Origin of the sequence: Paraburkholderia sprentiae WSM5005, from assembly GCF_001865575.2 — a bacterium.
In the GTDB taxonomy this organism is placed as follows: Bacteria; Pseudomonadota; Gammaproteobacteria; order Burkholderiales; family Burkholderiaceae; genus Paraburkholderia; species Paraburkholderia sprentiae.
The window spans coordinates 738,320-758,739 of the sequence record NZ_CP017561.2; the positions used below are offsets into that span (position 1 = coordinate 738,320).

Genomic DNA, 20,420 nt, shown 5'->3' on the forward strand with positions numbered 1-20,420 from the left:
GATGGACTTTAGCATAAAAGCCTGTGATTGGACCAAAGGCTCGACGAACGGTTTCCTGACCGGGAAATCCGATTGCATCGTGATTGGCGTGTTCGAGTCGCAGACGCTGTCGGGCGCCGCGCTGGAGATCGACGCGGCCACCAAGGGCCTGCTCACGCGCATCATCAAGGCGGGCGACATGGACGGCAAGGCCGGTACCACGCTGTTTCTGCACGAAGTCCAAGGCATCGGCGCGTCGCGCGTGCTGCTCGTCGGCCTCGGCAAGCAGGACGCTTTCAGCCAGAAAGCCTACGGCGAGGCGCTCCGCGCCGCGTGGCGGGCGCTGCTCGGCACGAAGATCGTGCAGGTCACCTTCACGCTCGCGCAACTGCCGGTGCTCGAGCGCGGCTCCGACTGGTGCGTGCGCGCCGCCATCCTCGCGCTGCGCGAGCTGACCTACCGCTTCACGCAGATGAAGGGCAAGGCGGACAACACGCCACGTGCGTTGAAGCGCGTCGTGTTCAGCATCAACACCGGCGACGAGAAGGCCGCCAAGCTCGCCGCGAAGCAGGGCGCGGCGCTCGCGAACGGCATGGACCTGACGCGCGACCTCGGCAACCTGCCGAGCAACGTCTGCACGCCGACCTATCTCGCGAACACCGCGAAGAAGCTCGCGAAAGACTGGAAGCTGAAAGTCGAAGTGCTCGGCGAAAAGCAGTGTGAAGCGCTGAAGATGGGCTCGTTCCTGTCGGTCACCGCGGGCGCGGTCGAGCCGGCGCAGTTCATCGTGCTGCAGTATCAGGGCGGCGCCGCGAAGGCCGCGCCGGTCGTGCTGGTCGGCAAGGGCGTCACGTTCGACACGGGCGGCATCTCGCTGAAGCCGGGCGAGGGCATGGACGAGATGAAGTACGACATGTGCGGCGCGGGCTCGGTGCTCGGCACGCTGCGCGCGGTCGCCGAGATGGGCCTGAAGATCAACGTGGTCGGCATCATCCCGGCCGTCGAGAACATGCCGTCGGGCACGGCCACCAAGCCGGGCGACATCGTCACGAGCATGAAGGGCATCACGATCGAGGTGCTGAACACCGACGCCGAGGGCCGCCTGATTCTGTGCGACGCGCTCACCTACGCGGAGCGCTTCAAGCCGGCCGCGGTCATCGACATCGCGACGCTGACGGGCGCCTGCATCATCGCGCTCGGCCATCACAACAGCGGCCTGTTCTCGAAGAACGACGCGCTCGCGGGCGAGCTGCTCGACGCGTCGCGTGAAGCGGCCGACCCGGCATGGCGTCTGCCGCTCGACGACGAGTACCAGGATCAGCTGAAGTCGAACTTCGCGGACGTCGCGAACATCGGCGGCCGGCCGGCGGGCAGCGTGACGGCCGCATGCTTCCTGTCGCGTTTCACGGATTCGTACCCGTGGGCGCACCTCGACATCGCGGGTACCGCGTGGAAGAGCGGCGCGGCCAAGGGTGCGACGGGCCGTCCCGTGCCGTTGCTCGCGCAGTTCCTGATCGACCGTGCCGGGCAATGACGCGATGCGGTAAGCGCGCGCACGGCGCGCGGCAAGTGGGGCGGCAAGCAGGGCGGCAAGCGGGGCGGAGCGGCCAATGACGAGAATCGACTTTCACTCGAACGTCGGCGATTCGCTGCTGTACGCGTGCCGCCTCGCGCGCAAAGCATATCTGGCCGGCCAGCCGCTGGTCGTGCTGGCCGAGCCCGCGCGCCTGCGCGCCTTCGACGAAATGCTCTGGACCTTCTCACCCCTCGACTTCGTGCCGCACTGCATGGCAGGCACGCCGCTTGCCGCCGACACGCCCGTCGTGCTGGCCACGAATCTCGACGACGTGCCGCATCATCAGGTGCTGCTCAATCTGGGCGCAACGGTGCCGGCGCAGTTCGCGCGCTTCGAAAGATTGCTCGAAGTGGTCGGTAACGCACACGAGGAACTCGCCGCGGGCCGCGAGCGCTATCGCTTCTATCGCGATCGCGGCTATGCTTTGAACAACTACAAGCAGGGCGGCTAGTTCTGGCGCGTCATCGCCGCACAGAACTCCGCACGCGGACCGCCTGCTTTCGCTTCGACTCAAACACGGAGAGCGCACGTGTCCGATCCCCACGACAATCCGATTCCGGTCCTGAACGAGATCCTCGTGCCGGGCCGCACGCGCGAGACGCGCGAAACGTCGGCCGATGCCGCCGCGCCTGCACCGCAGCCCGGCGCCGAGCCCGCAACCCCATCCGCCGCGCAACCGGCGGCGCGCGAGCCTGGTTCGCGCACGGAGCCCGCGTTCGCGCCGCCGCCCGCGCATCAAGCCGAACCCATGCTGGCGCCCGAACCCGTACTCGCGCCCCAGCCGGTGCCCACACCCGAGCAGCTGAGTTCGCCGGAGCCCGTGTTCGCGCCGCAGCCGCTGCCGAGTGGAGAAGCCGCGCATGCGGCTGAGCATGTGCCGCTCGCGCAGACCGAGCTTCATGAGCCGCACGTGGCCGATCACACGCACCCGAGAAAACACGCACGGCCGCATCACGGCATTCATGGGCGACATGCGCATGATGATTTGCATGAGGGCGTGGTGGAGCTGTCGCCCGGCGCGTTCGATCGTACGGAGCCCTTCATACCGCTCGAAGCCGGCGCGACGGTGCCGCCGGATATCGGCCGGGAAGGCGCGCACGAGGTCGCGCCCGTTCGACCCGCACTCGACGCCGACGCGATCGCCGCCCGTCTGCACGCACGCTTCCAAGGTTTTCTGACGGGCGACGGGCGCGGCATCATCGAGGCGCGCTGCCGCGATGCGGTGCAGCAGCACGCGAGTCTGCTCGCGGGTCAGATTACGCGCGAAGTCGCGCAGACGCTCGAAGCCGAAATGACCGCCTGGGTCCGCGAAGCGGTGGAAGAAGAAATTGCGCGGCGCTCGCATTGACGCCGCGGTGACACGAGCGGTTCTTATTTGAGCGTCAGTACCCAGGCCGCCAGCGTGGCCGCCTGGTCAGGCGTCAGTTGCGTATTCGCGGGCATCGGCACGGTTCCCCATACGCCGGCGCCGCCATCGAGAATCTTGCGCTTCAGATAGGTCGCGGCGCCGTCGCGTCCCGCATAGCGGGCCGCGACGTCGTGCAGCGCTGGGCCCATGACTGGGCGCGTGACCGAGTGGCAGCTCATGCAGTTCTTCTGCTGGGCGAGCGCGAGGCCGGCGGCTTCGGCACAGGCTGCGGGACTGGCGGCGCTCAATGCGGCGGCAAGCGCAACAGCGGCTGCGACGGCTGCGTACGACATCGATTTCATTATGGTCTCCGCCAGTGCAGATGCCCGGCTCGTGGTGCACGCATTATAGGAGCAAAGGGGCGCCCGGCTTTTCGCGCGCCCCTCGCGTTTTTGCGCCGCGTGTCGGCGGGTTCGTCGTTGTTGGCGCGGGCTACGGCGGCTACCTACGGTGATCAGCCCGTCACCGCCCCCCGGTTCGCCGGCTGCGCCAGCGCGAAATACTTCGCCATCACTCCGCGCGTGTAGCGCGGCTTCGGCGCGTGCCATGCGGCGCGACGGCGCTGCAGCTCGGCGTCGTCGACGTTCAGTTGCAGCAGCAGCTGGTGCGCGTCGATCGTGATCGAATCGCCTTCCTGCACGAGAGCGATCGTACCGCCGACGAACGCTTCCGGTGCGACGTGCCCGACCACCATTCCCCAGGTGCCGCCCGAGAAGCGGCCGTCGGTGATGAGACCGACCGATTCGCCGAGCCCCTTGCCGATGATCGCCGAGGTCGGCGCCAGCATTTCCGGCATACCGGGGCCGCCCTTCGGGCCAAGATAGCGCAGCACGATGACGTCGCCGGCGACGACCCGATCGGCGAGGATCGCCTCCAGCGCGCTTTGCTCGTCGTCGAATACGCGCGCGGGACCCGTGATGACCGGGTTCTTCAATCCCGTAATCTTGGCGACCGCGCCGTCGGGGGCGAGATTGCCTTTCAGGATCGCGAGGTGGCCTTCGGCGTACAGTGCCTTCTCGATCGGGAAGATCACCTGCTGATCGCTGCGCGGTTTGCCGGGCACGTCCTTCAGTTCCTCGGCTATCGTTTTGCCGGTGATGGTCATGCAGTCGCCGTGCAGAAGCCCGGCGTCGAGCAGGATTTTCAGCACCTGCGGGATGCCGCCCGCCTTGTGCAGATCGGTGGCGACGTACTGGCCCGACGGTTTCAGGTTGCAGATCACCGGCACTTTCTTGCGCATGCGCTCGAAGTCCTCGATGGTCCACTCGACTTCGGCCGCGTGCGCGATCGCCAGATAGTGCAGCACCGCGTTGGTCGAGCCACCGGTCGCCATGATCAACGCGACCGCGTTTTCGATGGACTGCTTCGTGATGATGTCGCGCGGCTTCAAATCCCGCTTGACCGCTTCGACGAGCACGCGTGCCGATTCGGCGGCCGAGTCGACCTTCTCCTGATCGGGGTTCGCCATCGTCGACGAATACAGCAGCGACATGCCGAGCGCCTCGAACGACGAGCTCATCGTGTTGGCCGTGTACATGCCGCCGCACGAACCGGTCGACGGACATGCGTTCTTTTCGATGCCCTCGAAATCCTCCTGCGACATGCGGCCTGCCGTGAATTCGCCGACCGCCTCGAACGACGACACGATCGTCAGATCGGTGCCTTTCCAGTTACCCGGACGGATCGTGCCGCCGTACACGTAGATCCCCGGCACGTTCATGCGCGCGAGGCCGATCATGCCGCCCGGCATGTTCTTGTCGCAGCCGCCGATCACGACCACGCCGTCCATCCATTGCCCCTGCACGCAGGTCTCGATGCAGTCGGCGATCACCTCGCGCGATACGAGCGAGTACTTCATGCCCTCGGTCCCCATCGACATGCCGTCCGAGATCGTCGGCGTGCCGAAGGTCTGCGGGTTCGCGTCGGCGCGCCTGATCGCGGTGACGGCCGCGTCGGCCAGACGCTGCAGGCCGGCGTTGCACGGCGTGATCGTCGAGTGGCCGTTGGCGACGCCGATCATCGGTTTGTCGAAATCCTCCTTCTGGTAGCCGAGCGCGTAGTACATCGAGCGATTCGGCGAACGCGCGATGCCTTGCGTGATGTTCTTCGAACGACGGTTATAGGCCATGGGAAGCTCCAGGTCTGGCTGTTCCGATGAATGCGCGGGGTGGTGTTCGCGCGCGCGTCCGTTCAGTGTAGTTCCGCCGGACCATACAAACCGGCGGTTTTGCGTGAGTCGCGCGGCGTGTATTATTCGCGGCTATCTAGGTCGTAAAATGAATTAATCATGCTGCCGACGATTCCCGACCTGCGCCAGTTGCGCTATTTCGTCACCGTCGCCGAGGAAAAGCACTTCGGGCGCGCCGCCGCGCGGCTGTCGATGACGCAGCCGCCGCTGTCGCAGGCGATCCGCGCGCTCGAGGAGACGCTCGGCGTCGAGCTGTTCGCGCGCACCAAGCGCTCGGTCGAGTTGACGGCGGTCGGTGCCGATCTGCTGCCCGAGGTGCAGCGGCTGCTCGCGGGCGCGGAAGGGCTCAGGCCGCTCGCGCAGAGCCTCGCACGTGGCGAGGCGGGCGTGCTGTCGCTCGCGTTCGTGTCGACCGCCGATTACGGCCTGCTGCCGCTGCTGCTGCGCGATTTCGGCGCGCGGCATCCGCGCGTGCGGCTCGAGCTGACCGAGGCAACCAGCGACGTGCAGGTCGAGGAACTGGTCGCCGGGCGTATCGACGCCGGTTTGGTGATCGCGCCGCTGCCGTCGCGGCATGCGGCGCGGCTATCGTGGCTGCCGATCGCGCGCGAGCCGCTCGTGATCGCGATGTCGACGGAGATGGCGCAGCGGGTGCAGGGCGGCATGAACGCCAACGGCAATGAAGACGCCGCCGCCGAATGGCTCGACACGCCCGTCAGCCTGCGCGATCTCGCCGACGCGCCGCTCGTGATCTTCCCAAGGCGTCTCGCGCCAGGCTTTTATGACATCATTATGGATTGCTACGGCGTCGCGGGGCTTGCACCGCGGATCGGCCAGGAGGCGATCCAGATGCAGACCATCGTGAGTCTCGTGTCGGCCGGCATGGGCGTCGCACTGGTGCCGCAATCGTTGCGTAACCTGCGCCGCACTGGCGTCGTATACCGGCCGCTGTCCGAGTCGGTGCCCGCGATCGAGACGGGCCTCGTCTGGCGCACCGACGAGGTCAGTCCGGTGCTGGCGGGCTTCATCGATATCGTGCGCGCGCATGCGGCGAGCGTGGCGCCTCGCGCGTAATCCGCTGTAAGAACTGCTTCCGAACCTGACCTGCCCATAACTACACGATGCTCATTCACCCCAATTTCGACCCCGTCGCCATTCATCTGGGGCCGCTCGCCGTGCGCTGGTACGGCTTGATGTACCTCGTCGCGTTCGTCGCGGCGATCGTCGTCGCCCGGCTGCGTCTGCGTCTGCCGTACGTCGCCGCGCAAGGCTGGACCGCCAAGGATATCGACGACATGCTGTTCTACGGCGTGTTGGGCACGATCCTCGGCGGCCGGCTCGGCTATGTGCTGTTCTACAAGGCGAGCTTTTATTTCGCGCATCCACTCGACATCTTCAAGGTGTGGGAAGGCGGCATGTCGTTTCACGGCGGCTTTCTCGGCGTGACGATCGCGATGATGCTGTTCGCGTATCAGCGCAAGCGCTCGTGGCTGCAAGTCACCGACTTCGTCGCGCCGATGGTGCCCACGGGCCTCGCGGCGGGGCGCCTCGGCAACTTCATCAACGGCGAGCTGTGGGGCCGCGTGACCGAGCCGTCCGCGCCGTGGGCAATGCTGTTTCCCGGCGCCGCGCCCGACGACGCCGCGTGGCTCGCCGCGCATCCGCAACTGGCCGCGCAGTGGCATCTGAACGAAGTGTTCGCGCAATATCACCTGCTGCCGCGGCATCCGTCGGAACTGTACGAGATCGCGCTCGAAGGGGTGGCGCTGTTCTTCGTGCTGATCTTCTTCTCGCGCAAGCCCAAGCCGCTCGGCGCCATCTCCGCGATGTTCCTGATCGGCTACGGCCTCGCCCGCTTCACGGTCGAATTCGCGCGCGAGCCGGACGATTTCCTCGGCTTGCTCGCAATGGGGCTGTCGATGGGTCAATGGCTGTCGCTGCCGATGATCCTCGCGGGCATTGGCCTGATGGTGTGGGCGTATCGCCGCGGGCGGCGCGAACCGGCCCAGGCGGTTGGCGCGAACTGAGCCGCGCTCAACTAGCGTAGCAAGCGCTGCATGAAAAAACGCCACGGCATCGACAGATGCCGTGGCGTTTGCATTTGAGCTTGCGTTCGCGCTTGCGCGTCACTTCATCTGCACCGACCCCGAGACGTTGACGCTTACAGTCGAGGTGCCGCCTTCGAGCGACAGCGGCGAGGTCTTCGCGTCGGCGCCCATTGCGCGCGCGCTCATCATCATCATCGGACGCGGCATCACGCCGCTGTGGTTCACGTTGACCTCGCGGATCGAATAGCCGCTAAAGCCGAACGCTTGCGAGGACGACGCGGCCTGCTCGCGAAACGATTTGATCGCCTCGCCGGTGAGCCGCTGCTCGGCCGCGCGCTGCGCTTCTGGCGACAGCGAGAAACGCACGTTGCCCACCTGCATGATCGATGCCATCTGCCCCGCGAGCTTCGATGCCGCGGCGAAGTCGCGCGATTCGAGCACGACTTCGGTACGGCCGCGCCACGTCGAGATGCGTCCGTCGCGGTCCGTCGACGGAAAGATCGAAAACGCGCCCGAGCGCGCGGTCACGCCGCTCACGCCGCGCGCTTTTTGCAATGCCGCGTCGGCGCGTTGGTTCAGCGTCGATGTCAACGACGAGGGCTCGCTCGCTTCCTGCTCGTAGAACAGCGTGATTTCGACTTCGTCCTGCGGGATTTCCGCGCTCGCCTGCGCATTCAGCGACAGCACACCCGACGGCTGCTGCATCATGCTCTGCGCGCGCGCGGGCGCCGGGTTCAGTGCCAGTGCCACAGGCGCGCCAACGGCGAGCGCGAGTGCGAGGGCGCGTGCGGTTTTTTTCGTCATAGCCGGACTCCTGATTTGAACTGGTTGTGCACGTTCGACGCGAGTACCGCGTGGCGGCGCGACGGTGGCGCGCGGTTTGACGGATGCGCTGGCGATGGGCGTTCGGGGGCCGTCGAGCGGTCGGGCTGAGCCCGCGCTTTCGTCGAGCGATTAGGCACGCTTTAGCGGGGCTTGGTTCCCCAATTAGTGTTTCGCCGCCGGACTGTCATGATGACCCGCGCGACATCGCGAGCGTTGGCGCGCTGCGAGCTCGCCTTTAAACGAGCTGTTTAGTGATGAAGCGCCATTCGGCATCGGTGACCGGCGTGATGGACAGACGGTTGCCTTTGGCGAGCACGCGCATGTCTTGCAATTCGGCATGTTCACGCAGCGCGGCAAGTGGAATCAGCGCGATCTTCTTCTTGAACACGACGTCGACGAGCATCCAGCGCGGCGTTTCCGGCGACGATTTGGCGTCGTAGTACGGACTCTTCTTATCGAACTGGGTCGGGTCCGGATACGCGGTCGACGAAACTTCCGCGATGCCCGCGATGCCGGGCTCCGCACAGCTCGAATGATAGAAAAGCACGCCGTCGCCGACCTGCATCACGTCGCGCATGAAGTTGCGCGCCTGATAGTTGCGCACGCCGGTCCACGGCAAGGTGCGACGCGGTGCGTTGGCGAGGTCGTCGATGCTTGCTTCGTCCGGTTCGGACTTCATTAGCCAATAGCGCATGAATCGGAGTCAACGTGTCAGATTGAACGACGCGCATCAACAGCAGGCGCGTGCGAAAAAGCCCCTGAAAAAGGCGCTCAAACGAAAAAACGACGACCAAAGAAAAACGGCATCGAACCGAAGTCCGACGCCGTTCCAGATAAGGTCCCCGCCTTAGCCGCTAGGCCGGCATCCTGAACCGAGGGTTCAGAATTGGTCGCAGTTAGCAACACTTCGGGTACATCAGACAGAGTGACGCGCACGCCCGTGCTACAAATTTCCGCAACCGTGCACATGGCATTGGTTCAAGGAATGTATGACCTTGGCGAACCAGGCAGGGAAGCTAAACCGATGAAGCTACAACACATACTTTTGAACTCGCGACCGGTTCCAAACCGGCCCGCTACTCAACCCGCTACTGCTTACTGCAAGCTGTACTGCTCGATCACAGTACCTAGCTGTTCGTTCATTTGCTTCATTGTACGCCGGATTTCTTCAGCAGGAAATGCTTCTCCGTGCCGCACGCTGCTTTGCAGCTTAAGCAGTTCCGATGCCAGCGACAGCGCAGCCATCACGGCGATCCGATCGGTGCCGCGCACGTTGCTGCTACCGCGGATTTTCTTCATCTCCGCGTCGACGCGCGCGACCGCCTCGAGCAGCGCGCCCTCCGTTTCCGGCGAACAGGCGAGACGATAGGGTACTTCGAGAATCGATACCTCGATCTGCTTGGTGGTCATGCGCTTTCTCCGTGTCGGCTCACGTCGCTTTCCGCTTCCTCATGTTCGGGCTGAGCGGGCTCGAGCAGATCGAGCTGGTTATCGGGTTCGCTGCTCGCGCGGGCGCGCGGCAATTTTTCGAGGATCGCATTAAGGCGCACCTGAGCGTCGTCGATCTTGGCGGACAGCGCGTCGCGTTCGGCCTGGAGTGCGTCGCGCTCCTCGCGCAAATGCGCGAGCTCAGCATGCGTGGCTTGTACCTCGGCACGGGTTTGCGCGAGCTGTTCTTCGAGCGCGAGCCGCGCTTCGTTGTGGCGCTGGCTGATCGCAATCAGCTTGCCGATGTTTTGGGAGAGTGATTCGAGTTCGGTGAGCATGTGCTGCGTCCTCTAAAGACATCGCATTTTAGCGCGGAATATTACAGGCTCCGACAATTGTCTCGTTTCGAGACGTAACAGCATCGCTTCGTGCACGTTCGTTACGTGTCGTGTCGTCGAACATAAGATAAACAACCGGCAATCCATCGGACAATAACCTGCATTGAACAGAACCGATTGCGCGCCGATTGACCTTTCTTGACGCCCTGCGAGGCCGCTCCTAAACTTCCGCACTCTGGTGCCCGCGCGCGCTTTTCGGCGCGCGCAGTTAAACGGGAAGCAGGGCGCGCGCGGTGCCAAACCGGATGCGCGAACCTGCGCTGCCCCCGCAACGGTAAGCGACCGCATGTGAATGCTCATGCAGGTCGGTCCTGATCGCAAGCTTGGAAGTTCAACGTGCGAGTGTGCCACTGCGCGTCACGCGTGGGAAGGCGGGATCGATGTGTCGTAGCCCGGATACCGGCCAGAAAAGAGAGACGTCCCCGCCAAAACGCTAAACAGGGGACGCCTCGTGACGCGTCGGCCCGCGGGGAAGCAGGCCACGCACGCTAGCCACAGGAACGTCATCCCATGCTGTCCCCCATCGCCCGCGCGACGCTCTTCGCGTTCGCGAGCCTGCCGCTCGTCGTGCATGCACAAGGCACCGAGTCTGCGTCTTCATCGTCCGCTACGGACGCAACCGCTGCGAACGCCGCAAACGTTGCCAACGCCGCCAATGTCCCTTCAGTCGATGCCTCGGACACCGCGCTCTCGCCGATCGTCGTGACTGCGCAACGCGGAGCGCAAGCGCTGACCGATGCGATCCCGCAGACCACGCAGTTCGATCAGCAGGACATTGCCGACACGAGCGCGACCGATCTGCCCGGCCTGCTGCAACTCGCGCCCGGCGCGCAAATCTCGCGTACGGGTGGCCCCGGTTCGACCACGAGCCTCTTTCTGCGCGGTGCGTCATCGACGCAATCGCTGCTGCTGATCGACGGCGTGCGCGTCGACTCGGTGAGCCTCGGCTCCGCCCAGCTCGCGCAGATTCCGCTCGATCAGGTCGATCACGTCGAAGTGGTGAACGGCAACGTGTCGGCGTTGTACGGCTCGGGCGCGATCGGCGGCGTCGTGCAGGTGTTCACGAAAGACGGCGGCGATCATCCGCCGCGATTCCATTTCTCGGTCGGCTACGGCAGCTATCACACGCAAACGCAAACGGCCGGCGTGAACGGCGCGCTCGATCAGGACGGCCGCACGACCTTCAGCATCTCGCTGGCGCGCACGAAGGACGACGGATTTTCGTCGCTCGATCCGCTCGAGGCGCCGAACGCGAATCCGAACGCGAACGGCAACCTGAACGAGAGCATCACCGCGTCGCTGCGTCACAAGTTCAACGACAAGTGGGATGCGGGCGTCAGATACTTCCAGTCGAACAACAACAACAGTTACGACAATGCGTACGGCGAGCCTACCGATCTGAACAACCTCTACAGCAAGGTGCGTCAGGTGTCGGTGTTCGCGAACGGCAAGCTGACCAGCTGGTGGACTACCCACGTCACGCTCGCCGAGGGCGACGACCGCAGCGTATCGAACAGCAATGGCATCTACAACGGCCGCTTCGATACTGATAATCGCCAGTACACGTGGCAGAACGATTTCGCGCTCGCCGCGAATCAGAAGCTGCAAGTCGGCTACGAGCATCTCGACCAGACGCTCGACTCCGACACGTTCGCCGCGCCCGAGCGTCACGTCGATTCGGTCTTCGCGGGCTACAGCGCGCGCTTCGGCCGCAACCAGGTTCAGGCCAACGTGCGGCGCGACCAGTACTCCGATTTCGGCGGGGCGAACAGTTACTATCTCGGCTACGGTTTCGACATCACGTCGCACTGGAAGGCAACCGCAAGCTATTCGGATGCGTTCCGCGCGCCCAGCTTCGACGATCTGTACTATCCGATCAGCGGTAATCCGTCGATCCAGCCCGAGCGCAGTCATTCGGTGGAAGCCGGTTTGCAGTACGCGACCGATGCGCTGGGCGTGATGCGCTTGAACGCCTTCCAGACGCGTTACACGAATCTGATCGACTACGTGCAGACGATCCCCGGCATCTATCTCGCCGAGAACGTCGGGCATGCGAAGGTGCAGGGACTCGAAGGATCGTGGAGCGGTCATGTCGGCAGGACCGACGTGCGTGCATCGGTGACGCTGCAGAATCCGGTCGATCTCGACAACCGCACCGACCTCGTGCGGCGCGCGCGACGGTTCGGGTCGTTCGCGGTGAATCGCAGCATCGGTGGATGGCGCGTTGGCGGCGAGTGGATCGTCAGCGGTCCGCGCACGGACAGCACCGGCAACCTCGGCGGTTATGGCATCGTGAATCTGTCGGCGCGCTACAACATCACGAAAGCGTGGTACGTCAGCGCGCAAATCGACAATCTGTTGAACAAGGACTATGAAACGGCCTACTCGTACAACTCGCCGCGACGCGGTGCGTATCTCACGCTCGGCTGGCAGCAGCATTGACGCGCGCGCCGGATCGGCCGCATGCGTGAGCGCACGCGCATGAGTCGCGGGTCCGGTTCGCTGTCCGCCGCGATGGCGACGCCGCGCCCGATGAACGCGAAGCGCGCCGCCGCGATCTGGTTCGGGCTCGCGCTCGCCGCCCTCGTGGTGCTCGGCGCGTCGCTCGTGCTCGGCAGCGTGCCGCTCGCGCCGGCGCGCGTGCTGGCGGCGCTCGCGCCTGCACACACGTTCGGCGCGGGCAGCGACGAGCTCGCCGGCGAAATCGTGCGCACGTTGCGTTTGCCGCGCGCGCTCGCGGGTTTCGCGTGCGGCGGGTTGCTCGCGCTCGCCGGCGCACTGCTGCAGGTGCTGCTGCGCAATCCGCTGGCCGAGCCATACGTGCTCGGCGTGTCGGGCGGCGCGGCGACGTTCGCGCTCGTCGCGATGATCGCGGGCGGCGCATGGTGGATCGTCGACGCGAGCGCGTTCGCGGGCGCGTTCATGTCGATCCTGCTGGTGCTGGGCCTCGCGCGTCGCGAGCTGTGGCGCGGCGAGCCGCAGGACACGTCGCCGCGTTTGCTGCTGACCGGCGCGGTGATCGCGGCCGGGTGGGGCGCGCTGATTATGCTGCTGCTCAATCTCGCGCCCGACAGCCGTCTGCGCGGCATGCTGTTCTGGCTCACCGGCGACCTCAACGGCGGCGCGCTGCCGTGGACCGCGCTGATTGCGCTGGCGCTCGTGTTGCTCGCGATCGTCCCGGCCGCGCCGCGTCTGAACGTGCTGCTGCGCGGCGACGCGGCCGCACAGGCGTTGGGCGTCGCGGTGATGCCGCTGCGTTTGCGGGTGTACCTGGTCGCGTCGCTGGCGGCCGCCGCGGCGGTGACGACCGCGGGCACGATCGGCTTCGTCGGTCTGGTCGTGCCGCACATGCTGCGGCTCGCGTTCGGCAACGATCAGCGCATGCTGCTGCCGGCGGCGGCGCTCGGCGGCGGCGTCGCGGTGATGGGCGCGGATCTGATCGCGCGTACCGTGATCGCGCCCGCGCAATTGCCGGTCGGCGTGATCACGTCGCTGGTCGGCGTGCCGGTGTTCCTGTGGATGCTGCTCAAACGCCGCCGATGATGCGAGCCGAACCCAGCCCCAGCTCTGGCATGCTCAGCACGCGGCGCCTGACGCTGCGCGCCGGCGCGCGCACCTTGCTCGACGCGTTCACGCACACGTTCCATGCGGGCGAAGTCTGGTGCATCGCCGGGCCGAACGGCGCGGGCAAGACGACCTTGCTGTCGACGCTAGCGGGCCTGTTGCATCCGGCGGCGGGCCACGTCGAACTCGATGGCGTGCGCATGGCCGACTGGCCGCCGCTACCGCTCGCCCGGCGCCGCGCGCTGATGCCGCAAAGCGCGGCCGATGCGTTCAACGCAAGCGTGCTCGACATTGTGCTGCTGAACCGCTTCCCGCATCTGGGCGGCTGGGGCTGGGAGCGCGATGAGGATCGTGCGGCCGCGCAGGCGGCGCTCGAACGGCTCGGTCTCGCGGACTTCGCCGCGCGCGACGTGCTGTCGCTATCGGGCGGCGAGCGTCAGCGCGTTGCTCTCGCGGCGGTGCTATGCCAGGACGCGCCGCTGTTGCTGCTCGACGAACCGTTGTCGCATCTCGACCTGCATCATCAGATCGACTGTCTCGAAGCGCTCGTCGCATGGACGCGCGAACCGCGCCGTAGTGTGCTGTTCTCTTGCCACGACCTGAACCTCGCGCGCCGCTTCGCGACGCATGCGTTGCTGCTCGACGGCGCGGGCGGTGCGTACGCGGGTCCCGTTCGCGACGTGCTGACGCCCGCGTTGACGAGCCGCGCGTTCGGCTATCCGCTGATTCTGATTCGCGACGGCGAACACGAGGCGCTGATTCCCGCGCCGCGCGGGCGTCACGAATCGCTTACCGGTCATGACGCCCAGTCAGGCTGATTTTCTACTCCTATTGCTCTTCGACCGCACCTATGACTCGCATCCCACTCCCGGCCGGTTTGCCCGAAGTCGCCCCGCTCGATCAAACGCTGCGCGCCGAGCTGCAACGGATCATCGATACCCGCACCAAACCGCCCGGCAGCCTCGGCCGGCTCGAAACGCTGGCGCGCCAGATGGGCGTGATCCAGCGCAGTACGCGTCCCACCGTGCAGCGTGCCGCGATGATCGTTTTCGCGGGTGATCACGGTATCGCCGCCGAAGGCGTGAGCCCGTATCCGCAAGCGGTGACCGCGCAGATGGTTGCAAACTTCATCGCGGGCGGCGCGGCGATCAACGCGCTCAGTCGTGTCGCGGGTCTCGAACTCGAAGTGGTCAACGCGGGCCTCGCGACGCCGCTGCCCTCGACGCACGGACTCGTCGACATTCCGGTCGGCCCCGGCACGCGCAACTTCGCACACGAAGCCGCGATGACGCACGCCGAAGCGCTCGCCGCGATGCGGGCGGGCGCCGCGCGCGTGCGTCATCACGCGGCGCTAGGCACGAACGTGATCGGCTTCGGCGAGATGGGCATCGCGAACACCTCGGCGGCCGCGTGTCTGATGAGCCGCCTGTGCGGCGTGCCGATCGACGACTGCGTTGGCCGCGGCACCGGTCTCGACAACGCCGGCCTCGCGAACAAGCGCAACGTGCTCGCGGCGGCGCTTGCGCGCCATGCCGACGCACGCGCGCCGCTCGACGTGCTCGCGACCTTCGGCGGCTTCGAGATCGCGATGATGGCGGGCGCGTATCTGGCGGCCGCCGAGGCGCGCATGACGATCCTCGTCGACGGCTTCATCGCGACCTCCGCGCTGCTGGTCGCCGATGCGTTTTCGCCCGACGTGCGCGACTACTGCGTGTTCGCGCATGCGTCGAACGAGGCCGGGCATCGGCGCATGCTCTCCCATTTCGGCGCGCAGCCGTTGCTATCGCTCGACATGCGGCTCGGCGAGGGCACGGGCGCCGCGCTCGCGGTGCCGTTGCTGCGCGCGGCGGTGGCCTTCGTCAACGAGATGGCCAGCTTCGATTCGGCGGGCGTCGCGGATCGCGAACCGTGAAGCGCGTGAGCACCCGCTGCCCGACGACGCGAAGCTCGGTCCGCACCGCTGTGAACCTGCACTCGCCACGTCCATGAACCCCCTCGCGGAACTGCGCTATTTCTTCACGGCGCTCGCTTACTTCACGCGCGTGCCCGTACCGCGCTGGGTCGGCTTCGAGCCGCATTATCTGAATGCGGCGGCGCGCTATTTTCCGCTGGTCGGCGTGTTGGTCGGCGGCTTCAGCGCACTTGTGTATCTGGCCGCGCTGCGCGTGTTTCCGGCGAGTGTCGCGGTACTGCTGTCGATGGCGGCGTCGCTCGTCGCGACGGGCGCGTTTCACGAGGACGGTCTCGCCGATTGCGTCGATGCGTTCGGTGGCGCCTATTCGCGAGAAGATGCACTGCGCATCATGCATGACTCGCGCATCGGTGCTTTCGGTGCCATCGCGCTCGTGGTCGCTCTGGCGATCAAGTGGCAAACGCTCGCGGCGTTGCCACCGCTGCGCGCCGCAAGCTTGATGCTTGCGGCGCATGGCGCGAGCCGCGCGTGCGCGATTAGTTACCTGGCCACGCTCGACTACGTGCGCACGGCAGGCAAGGCCAAGCCGGTCGCGCAGCGTCTGAGCGGGCCGGCGCTGCTGTGCGCCGCGCTGTTTGGGCTGCCGTGGCTGCTGTGGCCGAACGGCCCCGGCGCGCCCGACTGGCGCTTCGCCGCGCTCACGTGTGTCGTGCTATTGGCGCTGCGCTTCGCGATGGGCCGTTATTTCGCCAGTCGTATTGGCGGCTATACCGGCGATTGCCTCGGCTTCGCGCAGCAGATCTTCGAAATCAGCATCTATCTGGTGGGACTTGCATGGATATCGTCCTGATTCGACATCCCGCTGTCGCGCTCGAGGCGGGTGTCTGTTACGGTCATAGCGACGTCGCGTTGGCGGAAAACGCCGAGGTGACCTCCAATGCGTTGTCGGTGAAGCTCGCGAACTTGCAGGTGCCGGCGCCGCGCGTGCTGATCACGAGTCCGCTCACGCGCTGCGCCGCGCTCGCGGCCGAGATCGCGAACGACTTCGGCTGCGTGGTCAGCCACGACGAGCGTCTGAAGGAAATGGATTTCGGCGCGTGGGAAGCGCAGCGCTGGGAGACGATCGATCGCGCGCTGCTCGACGAGTGGGCCGCCAATTTCGAACATGCGCGCGCGCATGGCGGCGAGAGCGTCGCGCAATTCGTCGCGCGTGTGCGGGCGTGGTTCGATGCATTCGCGCAGACGCGCGAGCTGTCGCCCGCGTATGTGGTCACGCACGCGGGCGTGATGCGTGCGATCGCGTCTTGGGTGCTGGAAGTGCCGCTCGCCCGTTGCCTGCAGTGGTCGCTCGATATGACCGGAATCGTCTGGTTGCGACGTAACGACGAGACGCGACAGTGGTCGCTCGTGCGGTGGAACGCGTGACCCGCGTGGTCGTACGGAGAACTGATCGGTTTTAGGCGCAAGTCGCGGCGCGTCATGGCGCGGCGGGCTTTCTGCGTGAGCGCGCGAGTTCGAGGTCCTCGCATAGTAGCCGCGCGCCTTGCGCGATGCGCGGTGCAGGGCGGTTGATCAGATCGCCGTCGATCGCGAACAGGTTGTGGTTCGCGACGGCCGCGAGACCCGGCCACGCGCGCCATGTGTCCAGTTGCGGCAGCGTCGCGTCGGGCCGCGTCGCGCCCGGTGCTGCCGTAACAATCGCCTCCGGGTTCGCCGCGAGCACCGCTTCGGTCGACACGGTCGGCACGAGCGGCTGCAGGTCCGCGAACACGTTGCGGCCGCCGCACAGCGCGATCACGTCGCTGATCATGTGCTCGCCATTGAGCGTCATCAGCGGCCGGTCCCATACCTGGTAGAACACGCTGACGGCCGGGCGGTTCGCGTACCGCGCGCGCAGACGGGCGATGTCGTCGCGATAGGCGGCGGCCGCCGCGTCCGCGCTCGGCGATGTGCCGAGCAGGCGGCCGAGCTTCGTCAGCGACACGGCGACGTCGTCGAGATGGCGCGGCTCGCTGAAAAAGAGCGGCACGTGTAGCTCGCGCAAGCGATCGAGCTGACGCTGCGCATTGCCGTGCCGCCACACGACGATCAGGTCCGGCTTCAGCGCGACGATGCGTTCGAGGTCGAGCGCCTTGTTGTCGCCGACGCGCGGGAGTTGCTTCGCTGCGGGCGGATAGTCGCTGTATGACACCGCGCCGACCATTTTCGGGCCGCCGCCCGCGGCGTACAGCAATTCGGTCACGTGCGGGGCGAGGCTGATCACGCGCTGCGCGGGCGCGGCGAGCGTGACGGTCGCGCCGCTGTCGTCGGTGACGGTGATCGCGGCGTGCGCGCCTAACGCGGTCAGCGCGAGCGCCGCAGCGCCGCAGCAACGAATCAGGCGGCGCGCGGGTGCGGCAAAAGGGATGGAGCGAATAGAGCGGGTCATCGGGCGAGGACGGGTCGCGAAGCGTTGAGCGGGTGGGCTTTGGTGAACAGCGTGCTAACCCGTGCGCGCGACATCGATCGCGTGCACCGCCTGTTGCAACTGTTGTTCGAAGCGAGTCCATTCGGCGTCGTCTCCCGGCAGCCCGAAGCGCACGCTGGCCGATCTCACCCCGGGCGATGGCGGGAAAAAACGCGTCCACACGCCGCGCCGCGCGAGCGCTTCATGCAACGCGGCGGCGCGCGCATCGTCGGTCCATGCGAAAAGCGGCGTGCCGCGCGTCGCGAAACCGTGCGCTTGCAAGAGTCCGGCAAGCCGTGTGCTCTCGCCGCTGAGCCGCTCACGCATCCGGGATTGCCACGCGGCGTCGGCGAACGCGGCGCTCACTGCGTGACGCGCCGGACCGCTGACCGTCCACGCGCCCAACCGGTCGCGCAGCACGGCGAGCAATGCGGGCGCGCCCAGCACGAACCCGGCGCGCACCCCCGCGAGCCCGAAGAACTTGCCGGGCGAGCGCAACACGACGAGCCCGTCCAGATGCGTATGCGCCGCCAGCGACGCGGCTTGCGCGCCCGGCAACGTGTCGGCGTACGCTTCGTCGACGAGTAAGGTGCCGCCGCGCTCGCGTAGCTGTGCGTGCCAGTGCAGCAGCCTCGCGGCATCGATACGCGTGGCGGTCGGATTGTCGGGACTGACGATTGCGACGTGCGTGAGCGTGGCGGGCAGCGCGTCGCTTTGCGCGTCGAGCGGCGCGATCTGATGTCCCGCGCGCGCGAACGCGGGCGCGTACTCGCCATAGGTCAGCGGCGCGATGCCGACCGTCGCGCGCGGCAGCAACGCGGGCAGCGTGCGAATCGCCGCCTGGCTGCCGGCCACCGGTAGCACGTGCGCGGCATCGGGCGCGCCGTAGTAACGCGCGGCGCGCTCGGCGAAGCCGTCGCCTTCGTCGGGCAAACGGCGCCATGCGTCGGCGGGGAGCGGCGGCACCGGATAGCCGTGCGGATTGATGCCGGTCGACAGATCGAGCCACTGCGCGTACGGAATGCCGTAGCGCGTCGCCGCTTCGTGCAGGTTGCCGCCGTGCGCGATCGGGCCGCTTGCGGCGGGTTGGCACTGCTGGGTCCGGTCTGTCATGCGCTTGGCCCATCCCGGCGCGCGTCATTCCACTCAGCCATGAAAGGGCACGCTCAACAACGCCAGCACGATCAGCACGGCCAGCCAGAGAATCACCGTGCGTTCGACCAGCATCAACGCGGCGCCCACATGACGCGCCTCGGCGGGATGCCCGAAGCCCAGCGTCGGCCGCAGCTCGAGCGCGCCGTGATACACGGCCGGCCCGCCGATCAGCACGTTCAGGCTGCCGGCGCCGGACGCCATCACCGGGCCCGCGTTCGGGCTCTCCCAGCGTGGCGCCTGTTCGCGCCAGCAGCGCCAGGCGGTCAGCGTGTCGCCGAGCAGCGCGTAGCTCGTGGCGGTCAGGCGCGCGGGAATCCAGTTCAGCACGTCGTCGATGCGCGCGGCGGCCCAGCCGAAGCGCAGATAGCGCGGGGTGCGATAACCCCACATCGCGTCGAGCGTATTGGCGAGGCGAAAGCCGAGCGCGCCTGGGCCGCCCGCGAGCGCGAACCAGAACAGCGCGCCGAAGATCGCGTCGTTGCCGTTTTCGAGCGCCGACTCGACCGCGGCGCGCGCGAGCGCCGCTTCGTCGGCCTGCGCGGTGTCGCGCGAGACGATCCGCGCGGTCAATTCACGTGCCGTGGCGAGATCGCGCTGCCCAAGCGCCCGCGCGATCGGCGCGATGTGATCGCGCAGGCTGCGCGCGCCGAGCGCGAACCACAGCAGCGCCACATGCAACGCGCAGGCCGCGAACAAGGGCAGCACGACGACGAGCCACCACGCGATCAGCACCGGCGGCAGAACGGCGAGCGCCCATGCGAGCAGGCCCTTGAGCCGCAGACGCCGGTCATGATTGAAGCGCGCTTCGAGGCGCGCGGCCCAGTTGCCGAAGCCGATGAGCGGATGCCTCCGGCTCGGCTCGCCGAGCCAGCGATCGACGGCGACGCCCGCGACCGCGAGCGTCGCGACCAGCGGCATCGTCAGCGGCGGCATCACGCGTGGCTCGCGCTTTTCAGCGCGAGCGGCAGACCCGCGACCATCAGCGTGGCTGCGCTGCTCAGCGCGGCGATGCGCTGATTGAGGCGCCCGAGTTCGTCGACGTAACGACGCGTGGCTTCGCCGAGCGGCACGACGCCGAGACCGATCTCGTTGCTGACGACGATGATCTTGCCGCGCGCGCCGGCGAGCGCCGCTTCGAGCGCGGCGGCCTGCAAGTAGTAGTGCGACAGCGGCGGCATGGCGCCGTCGGCGGGACACAGCAGATTGGCGAGCCACAGCGTCAGGCAGTCGATCAGCAGACACTGGCCGGGCGCGTCATGTTGCGCGAGCGCGCCCGCGAGGTCGTGGTCCGCTTCGACGAGACCCCAATGCGCGGGCCGCCGCTCGCGATGATGCGCGATGCGCGCGTTGAATTCCGCGTCGTCGCTGACGCGGGCGGTGGCGATGTAGGTAACGGGGAGGGCGCTGTCGCTGGCGAGCCGCTCGGCGTGCGCGCTCTTGCCCGAGCGGGCGCCGCCGAGGACGAAGGTGAGGTCGCGGAGAGTCATCATGTG

21 protein-coding genes, 1 other RNA gene and 1 riboswitch are annotated in these 20,420 nt (G+C 66.9%); of the genes, 11 read left to right on the forward strand and 11 right to left on the reverse strand.

What is annotated here, in order from left to right:
* Position 1: 1 nt before the first annotated feature.
* The 3 genes from BJG93_RS03480 to BJG93_RS03490 all read left to right on the forward strand — a co-directional run bounded on the left by BJG93_RS03480 (position 2) and on the right by BJG93_RS03490 (position 2,903).
* On the forward strand, positions 2–1,513 hold the full coding sequence (locus BJG93_RS03480) for a leucyl aminopeptidase (RefSeq protein ID WP_027196962.1): 1,512 nt from the start codon (positions 2–4) through the stop codon (positions 1,511–1,513).
* 76 nt (positions 1,514–1,589) lie between these two features.
* Positions 1,590–2,006 carry a DNA polymerase III subunit chi gene (locus BJG93_RS03485; protein ID WP_027196963.1) on the forward strand — a complete coding sequence of 139 codons (417 nt, stop codon included), beginning with the start codon at positions 1,590–1,592 and terminating at the stop codon, positions 2,004–2,006.
* A 78-nt stretch (positions 2,007–2,084) separates the two neighbouring features.
* The gene (locus tag BJG93_RS03490; RefSeq protein WP_027196964.1) at positions 2,085–2,903 is read left to right on the forward strand and encodes a DUF2486 family protein; all 819 of its coding nucleotides are present in this window, start codon (positions 2,085–2,087) and stop codon (positions 2,901–2,903) included.
* A 23-nt stretch (positions 2,904–2,926) separates the two neighbouring features.
* Here BJG93_RS03490 and BJG93_RS03495 read toward each other — a convergent pair whose 3' ends face one another.
* Together BJG93_RS03495 and ilvD are read right to left on the reverse strand one after the other, a co-directional pair.
* A complete protein-coding gene (locus BJG93_RS03495; RefSeq protein ID WP_027196965.1) occupies positions 2,927–3,265 on the reverse strand; it encodes a c-type cytochrome in 339 nt (112 codons plus the stop codon).
* Positions 3,266–3,417: 152 nt separating this feature from the next.
* Positions 3,418–5,091, reverse strand: coding sequence for a dihydroxy-acid dehydratase (gene ilvD / locus BJG93_RS03500; RefSeq protein WP_027196966.1), 1,674 nt, complete (start codon positions 5,089–5,091; stop codon positions 3,418–3,420).
* A 159-nt stretch (positions 5,092–5,250) separates the two neighbouring features.
* Here ilvD and BJG93_RS03505 point away from each other — a divergent pair, with 159 nt between their 5' ends.
* Both BJG93_RS03505 and lgt read left to right on the forward strand, forming a co-directional pair.
* The gene (locus BJG93_RS03505; RefSeq protein ID WP_027196967.1) at positions 5,251–6,225 is read left to right on the forward strand and encodes a LysR family transcriptional regulator; all 975 of its coding nucleotides are present in this window, start codon (positions 5,251–5,253) and stop codon (positions 6,223–6,225) included.
* A 47-nt stretch (positions 6,226–6,272) separates the two neighbouring features.
* Entirely contained in the window at positions 6,273–7,178 is a 906-nt protein-coding gene (gene lgt, locus BJG93_RS03510) for a prolipoprotein diacylglyceryl transferase (RefSeq protein ID WP_027196968.1), read from the forward strand.
* 99 nt (positions 7,179–7,277) lie between these two features.
* On the opposite strand, the gene BJG93_RS03515 is transcribed toward lgt, so the two are convergent.
* The 5 genes from BJG93_RS03515 to BJG93_RS03535 form a co-directional block, all read right to left on the reverse strand.
* Complete coding sequence (locus BJG93_RS03515) at positions 7,278–8,003, reverse strand: SIMPL domain-containing protein (protein WP_027196969.1); 726 nt, start codon at positions 8,001–8,003, stop codon at positions 7,278–7,280.
* 256 nt (positions 8,004–8,259) lie between these two features.
* The gene (locus BJG93_RS03520) at positions 8,260–8,718 is read right to left on the reverse strand and encodes an EVE domain-containing protein (protein WP_027196970.1); all 459 of its coding nucleotides are present in this window, start codon (positions 8,716–8,718) and stop codon (positions 8,260–8,262) included.
* Between the two features lie 141 nt (positions 8,719–8,859).
* Positions 8,860–9,041, reverse strand: a non-coding RNA gene (ssrS, locus tag BJG93_RS03525) — 6S RNA.
* Positions 9,042–9,119: 78 nt separating this feature from the next.
* The gene (locus BJG93_RS03530) at positions 9,120–9,434 is read right to left on the reverse strand and encodes a cell division protein ZapA (protein WP_027196971.1); all 315 of its coding nucleotides are present in this window, start codon (positions 9,432–9,434) and stop codon (positions 9,120–9,122) included.
* Positions 9,431–9,790, reverse strand: a complete 360-nt coding sequence (locus tag BJG93_RS03535) for an ATPase (RefSeq protein ID WP_027196972.1) — start codon at positions 9,788–9,790, stop codon at positions 9,431–9,433. Before BJG93_RS03535 ends, BJG93_RS03530 begins: the two co-directional genes overlap by 4 nt.
* A gap of 219 nt (positions 9,791–10,009) precedes the next feature.
* Positions 10,010–10,272: riboswitch (cobalamin riboswitch) on the forward strand.
* Positions 10,273–10,360: 88 nt separating this feature from the next.
* On the opposite strand from BJG93_RS03535, the gene BJG93_RS03540 reads away from it, so the two are divergent.
* From BJG93_RS03540 to cobC, 6 genes are all read left to right on the forward strand, one after another.
* Positions 10,361–12,292 (forward strand): TonB-dependent receptor domain-containing protein, encoded by a 1,932-nt coding sequence (locus BJG93_RS03540; RefSeq protein WP_027196973.1) that lies wholly within the window; start codon positions 10,361–10,363, stop codon positions 12,290–12,292.
* Positions 12,293–12,331: 39 nt separating this feature from the next.
* Positions 12,332–13,393, forward strand: coding sequence for a FecCD family ABC transporter permease (locus BJG93_RS03545; RefSeq protein ID WP_027196974.1), 1,062 nt, complete (start codon positions 12,332–12,334; stop codon positions 13,391–13,393).
* Positions 13,390–14,232 (forward strand): ABC transporter ATP-binding protein, encoded by an 843-nt coding sequence (locus BJG93_RS03550; protein ID WP_027196975.1) that lies wholly within the window; start codon positions 13,390–13,392, stop codon positions 14,230–14,232. The genes BJG93_RS03545 and BJG93_RS03550 overlap by 4 nt, the downstream gene beginning before the upstream one ends.
* 32 nt (positions 14,233–14,264) lie before the next feature.
* Complete coding sequence (cobT, locus tag BJG93_RS03555) at positions 14,265–15,326, forward strand: nicotinate-nucleotide--dimethylbenzimidazole phosphoribosyltransferase (protein WP_027196976.1); 1,062 nt, start codon at positions 14,265–14,267, stop codon at positions 15,324–15,326.
* A 73-nt stretch (positions 15,327–15,399) separates the two neighbouring features.
* Positions 15,400–16,176, forward strand: coding sequence for an adenosylcobinamide-GDP ribazoletransferase (locus BJG93_RS03560; protein WP_027196977.1), 777 nt, complete (start codon positions 15,400–15,402; stop codon positions 16,174–16,176).
* Entirely contained in the window at positions 16,161–16,751 is a 591-nt protein-coding gene (gene cobC / locus BJG93_RS03565) for an alpha-ribazole phosphatase (protein WP_027196978.1), read from the forward strand. The genes BJG93_RS03560 and cobC overlap by 16 nt, the downstream gene beginning before the upstream one ends.
* Before the next feature lie 52 nt (positions 16,752–16,803).
* Here the strand turns inward: cobC and BJG93_RS03570 are convergent, their stop codons facing one another.
* Genes BJG93_RS03570 through cobU form a run of 4 tightly spaced genes read right to left on the reverse strand, consistent with a single transcriptional unit; the run spans position 16,804 to position 20,414 of the window.
* Positions 16,804–17,754: a cobalamin-binding protein gene (locus tag BJG93_RS03570; protein WP_027196979.1), complete on the reverse strand. Its 951-nt coding sequence runs from the start codon at positions 17,752–17,754 to the stop codon at positions 16,804–16,806.
* A 54-nt stretch (positions 17,755–17,808) separates the two neighbouring features.
* Positions 17,809–18,885 (reverse strand): threonine-phosphate decarboxylase CobD, encoded by a 1,077-nt coding sequence (cobD, locus tag BJG93_RS03575; protein ID WP_027196980.1) that lies wholly within the window; start codon positions 18,883–18,885, stop codon positions 17,809–17,811.
* 33 nt (positions 18,886–18,918) lie between these two features.
* Positions 18,919–19,860, reverse strand: a complete 942-nt coding sequence (gene cbiB / locus BJG93_RS03580; protein WP_027196981.1) for an adenosylcobinamide-phosphate synthase CbiB — start codon at positions 19,858–19,860, stop codon at positions 18,919–18,921.
* On the reverse strand, positions 19,860–20,414 hold the full coding sequence (gene cobU, locus BJG93_RS03585; protein ID WP_027196982.1) for a bifunctional adenosylcobinamide kinase/adenosylcobinamide-phosphate guanylyltransferase: 555 nt from the start codon (positions 20,412–20,414) through the stop codon (positions 19,860–19,862). Before cobU ends, cbiB begins: the two co-directional genes overlap by 1 nt.
* Positions 20,415–20,420 lie beyond the last annotated feature (6 nt).

Bases quoted from the DNA above. Each gene is read 5' to 3' on its own strand.
- cobD (WP_027196980.1), bottom strand. From the start codon at position 18,885: ATGACAGACCGGACCCAGCAGTGCCAACCCGCCGCAAGCGGCCCGATC.
- BJG93_RS03530 (WP_027196971.1), bottom strand. From the start codon at position 9,434: ATGACCACCAAGCAGATCGAGGTATCGATTCTCGAAGTACCCTATCGT.
- lgt (WP_027196968.1), top strand. From the start codon at position 6,273: ATGCTCATTCACCCCAATTTCGACCCCGTCGCCATTCATCTGGGGCCG.
- BJG93_RS03535 (WP_027196972.1), bottom strand. From the start codon at position 9,790: ATGCTCACCGAACTCGAATCACTCTCCCAAAACATCGGCAAGCTGATT.
- cbiB (WP_027196981.1), bottom strand. From the start codon at position 19,860: ATGCCGCCGCTGACGATGCCGCTGGTCGCGACGCTCGCGGTCGCGGGC.
- BJG93_RS03505 (WP_027196967.1), top strand. From the start codon at position 5,251: ATGCTGCCGACGATTCCCGACCTGCGCCAGTTGCGCTATTTCGTCACC.
- BJG93_RS03495 (WP_027196965.1), bottom strand. From the start codon at position 3,265: ATGAAATCGATGTCGTACGCAGCCGTCGCAGCCGCTGTTGCGCTTGCC.
- cobT (WP_027196976.1), top strand. From the start codon at position 14,265: ATGACTCGCATCCCACTCCCGGCCGGTTTGCCCGAAGTCGCCCCGCTC.
- BJG93_RS03515 (WP_027196969.1), bottom strand. From the start codon at position 8,003: ATGACGAAAAAAACCGCACGCGCCCTCGCACTCGCGCTCGCCGTTGGC.
- BJG93_RS03520 (WP_027196970.1), bottom strand. From the start codon at position 8,718: ATGCGCTATTGGCTAATGAAGTCCGAACCGGACGAAGCAAGCATCGAC.
- cobC (WP_027196978.1), top strand. From the start codon at position 16,161: ATGGATATCGTCCTGATTCGACATCCCGCTGTCGCGCTCGAGGCGGGT.
- BJG93_RS03540 (WP_027196973.1), top strand. From the start codon at position 10,361: ATGCTGTCCCCCATCGCCCGCGCGACGCTCTTCGCGTTCGCGAGCCTG.
- BJG93_RS03480 (WP_027196962.1), top strand. From the start codon at position 2: ATGGACTTTAGCATAAAAGCCTGTGATTGGACCAAAGGCTCGACGAAC.
- ilvD (WP_027196966.1), bottom strand. From the start codon at position 5,091: ATGGCCTATAACCGTCGTTCGAAGAACATCACGCAAGGCATCGCGCGT.
- BJG93_RS03560 (WP_027196977.1), top strand. From the start codon at position 15,400: ATGAACCCCCTCGCGGAACTGCGCTATTTCTTCACGGCGCTCGCTTAC.
- BJG93_RS03570 (WP_027196979.1), bottom strand. From the start codon at position 17,754: ATGACCCGCTCTATTCGCTCCATCCCTTTTGCCGCACCCGCGCGCCGC.
- BJG93_RS03485 (WP_027196963.1), top strand. From the start codon at position 1,590: ATGACGAGAATCGACTTTCACTCGAACGTCGGCGATTCGCTGCTGTAC.
- BJG93_RS03545 (WP_027196974.1), top strand. From the start codon at position 12,332: ATGAGTCGCGGGTCCGGTTCGCTGTCCGCCGCGATGGCGACGCCGCGC.
- BJG93_RS03550 (WP_027196975.1), top strand. From the start codon at position 13,390: ATGATGCGAGCCGAACCCAGCCCCAGCTCTGGCATGCTCAGCACGCGG.
- cobU (WP_027196982.1), bottom strand. From the start codon at position 20,414: ATGACTCTCCGCGACCTCACCTTCGTCCTCGGCGGCGCCCGCTCGGGC.